Genomic DNA, 2,686 nt, shown 5'->3' with positions numbered 1-2,686 from the left:
ACCTGGGGCGGCGGTGCCACCATGTTCTTCGCGACATAGCCAGCGCCACCCGCCGCGGCCACCGCCACGCTCAGAATTATCAATCGCGATGCTGGCATCTGTCCGAACCCTTGCCCTGGCAAACCACGTAGCCAAGCCGGACTTTGCAGCGGCAATCGTCAAAACAAGGTTAATGTAATGCTTACGATCGTGATTAATTTAACGTTTACATAAATTAGCCGGACTATAGCCGGACCGGCCAAAACAGCCGGGCCGACCCCGTTGAGAACGGGGTCTCGGCAATGCTGACAGACAATAAAATAATATCGTGGTCAGGCCGCCAGCCTGGCCAGCGCCCATATCATCAAAGGCGAGTCCGGATAGGTCAGCAACCCGCCAAGGCCGAGCGCGACGCCATAGGGAACGCCTTTTGCCTCGTCGGCGAAATGGCGCAGAAACGGATTTTGGCCGGTAACGGCCGCAAGCATCGACTTCCGGTAGAGGATGATCGCGAGCGTCAGCAGGCCGCCGATGATTGTCGAGGCGACAAGATACTCCACGAGATTGACATTGAGGCCCATCCACATCGCGGTTGCGGCCAGAAGCTTGGCGTCGCCGCCGCCCATGCCGCCTATTGCAAACAGGCCGAACGTCACGGCCAGGACCAGGGCGCCGGCGGCGAAATGTCCGCCATAGGCCGCCCAGTCCATGCCTGTAAGGGGCGCGACCAGCGCGAAAACGACGACGAGCAGCACCGGCACGCGGTTGGCGATCGTCATCGACAGCATGTCGGAGATCGCGGCAAACAGCATGCAGAACGGAAAGACGACGAAGATCAGGGCTTCAAGCATCGGCGCCACGCCTATTGTCCGATTTTATTGGGCTCAATCTAAGATATGTTCGATTAACGATTGATGAGGCCAGGAACGAAAAGACGACCTATATTGGCAGCGGCATAAAAAAGGCCGCCACGCGGCGGCCCTTTTCCAGAAAATGCGATGCAAGTGCTCGGCGATAAGCCGATCAGCTGCCGGTCGGCGCGTTGTTCAGGGTGCTGCCAATGTTGGTGAACTTGGCATTCAGCGCATTGCCGAGCGTGCCGGCGCCAGTGATGATGGCGAGCGCGATGAGAGCGGCGATCAGACCATATTCGATAGCGGTCGCGCCGGATTCGTCCTTCACAAAACGTGCGATGAGATTAGACATTCGAGAGCTCCTACTCCACGTGTTACAGCACTTCCGTCAACTTCTGTGATGGTTGATCGGATGCTGCCAATCTAGGGAGAAGCTCTTTCGATCGGCTTAAGAAACAGCCTTACCGATTCCTTTCCCGGTTCGAACATATTGCGTGGTTAACTTCGGGCTAAAGTACCGCCGCGCCTTCCAGTCCCAGGTTTGGCAGGCTTGCGCCCCGACTGGACCGCGCCTCGCGGGGCGCCCTTATCGGCCATTGCAGGATTGGCAACATCGCAGGCTTAACCGTTGGTTCACCAATCTCGTTCATGTTCCGTTGATCAGTCCGCCTGCGTGGAGCGCCTCAATGGCCCAGCCGAGATCGTCAATCCTGATTGCCGCGCTTCTTGCCGTCTCGAGCTTCGTCGCGCCCGCCATGGCCGGCGCCGGCATCGAGGTCACGATGAACCAGGCCAAGATCGTCAAACTGTCGCGTCCCGCAGACACCATCGTGGTCGGCAACCCGGCAATCGCCGACGCTTCCGTGCAGGACGCTTCGACGATCGTGCTCACCGGCAAAGGTTTCGGCGTCACCAATCTGGTCGTGCTCGATACCGACGGCAGTCCCATCGTCGATGAGCAGGTTACCGTCGTGCGGCAGGCTGCTTCGTCGGTGCGCATCTATCGGCGTGCCGAAATCCAGACGATGTCCTGCACGCCGTATTGCGAAAGCTCCTACAAGAGCGAAGCGGAGAAGTCTTCCGAGGCGGAGATGAGCGTCAGCCGATAGGTGGCGTGACCGGCTGCCGGTGCGGTTATTGGCCGGTTAAGAGGCCTGCGCCGACTTTAACGATCATCCAAACCGGACCTCAATCGGTTTGCGTTAATGGTCCTTCCGAGACCGCATAGAGATCGGCAGGATCGGACATGAGCAAGGGATACGGCCGCGCAGGCGACCACAAAGTGAGATGCCCAAGGTTTTTCGCCCGTTTTCTTCGTGACCGGCGCGGCGCCACGGCAATCGAATTCGCGATCCTTTCAGTCCCCTTCGCGCTGCTTGTCTTCGCCATTCTGGAAAGCTGCATCTCGTTTGCCGCGCAGGAAGTGATGGCCAACATCACCGACGATGTCGCGCGCAAGCTTCGCACCGGCCAGTTGAGGGCGGTTGACGTCGCCGGAACCAACTTGCGGGACATGATCTGCACAAAACTGCAGATCATCGTTTCCCAGGATTGTCCCAATCAACTGCTGGTGGATCTTCGCCAATATACATCGTTCGCGGATGCGGCCACGGCCGGCTTCAAGATCCAGAACGGCGATGTCGTATTGACGAAAGGCACCGCAACCCAGTCGTTTTCAGTGACAGCGGGTGCGGCGGAGTCGAGGAACATGCTGCGGGTCTTTTACAAATGGCCGATCATGACCGACCTGCTGGCCAAATCAATGGGCGGCAACAAGACGCTGCACTTCGCATCGGTGACCTGGCAGAACGAACCGTTCGACAACTGAGCGGAATGCACGAGCAGTATAAGAA

The 2,686-nt window shown here is 58.4% G+C and carries 4 protein-coding genes and 1 pseudogene; 2 read left to right on the top strand and 3 right to left on the bottom strand.

Going from position 1 to position 2,686, the window contains the following annotated elements; all coding sequences use genetic code 11:
- The 3 genes and pseudogenes from EN925_RS41045 to EN925_RS31245 all read right to left on the bottom strand — a co-directional run.
- A pseudogene (locus EN925_RS41045) lies at positions 1-98 on the bottom strand (Flp pilus assembly protein CpaB); the annotation flags it as partial.
- 213 nt (positions 99-311) lie between these two features.
- On the bottom strand, positions 312-830 hold the full coding sequence (locus EN925_RS31250) for a prepilin peptidase (RefSeq protein ID WP_013533685.1): 519 nt from the start codon (positions 828-830) through the stop codon (positions 312-314).
- A gap of 172 nt (positions 831-1,002) precedes the next feature.
- Positions 1,003-1,185, bottom strand: coding sequence for a Flp family type IVb pilin (locus EN925_RS31245; RefSeq protein ID WP_013533686.1), 183 nt, complete (start codon positions 1,183-1,185; stop codon positions 1,003-1,005).
- 334 nt (positions 1,186-1,519) lie between these two features.
- On the opposite strand from EN925_RS31245, the gene EN925_RS31240 reads away from it, so the two are divergent.
- Together EN925_RS31240 and EN925_RS31235 are read left to right on the top strand one after the other, a co-directional pair.
- The gene (locus EN925_RS31240; protein ID WP_013533687.1) at positions 1,520-1,942 is read left to right on the top strand and encodes a pilus assembly protein N-terminal domain-containing protein; all 423 of its coding nucleotides are present in this window, start codon (positions 1,520-1,522) and stop codon (positions 1,940-1,942) included.
- Between the two features lie 137 nt (positions 1,943-2,079).
- On the top strand, positions 2,080-2,661 hold the full coding sequence (locus tag EN925_RS31235; protein WP_063169998.1) for a TadE/TadG family type IV pilus assembly protein: 582 nt from the start codon (positions 2,080-2,082) through the stop codon (positions 2,659-2,661).
- The last annotated feature ends 25 nt before the right edge of the window (positions 2,662-2,686 follow it).

It is taken from the genome of Mesorhizobium sp. M7A.F.Ca.US.006.04.2.1 (genome assembly GCF_004022915.1).
Classification (GTDB): domain Bacteria; phylum Pseudomonadota; class Alphaproteobacteria; order Rhizobiales; family Rhizobiaceae; genus Mesorhizobium; species Mesorhizobium ciceri.
The sequence above is the reverse complement of the archived record's forward strand: the minus strand, read 5'-3'. Positions and strand labels throughout refer to the sequence as shown.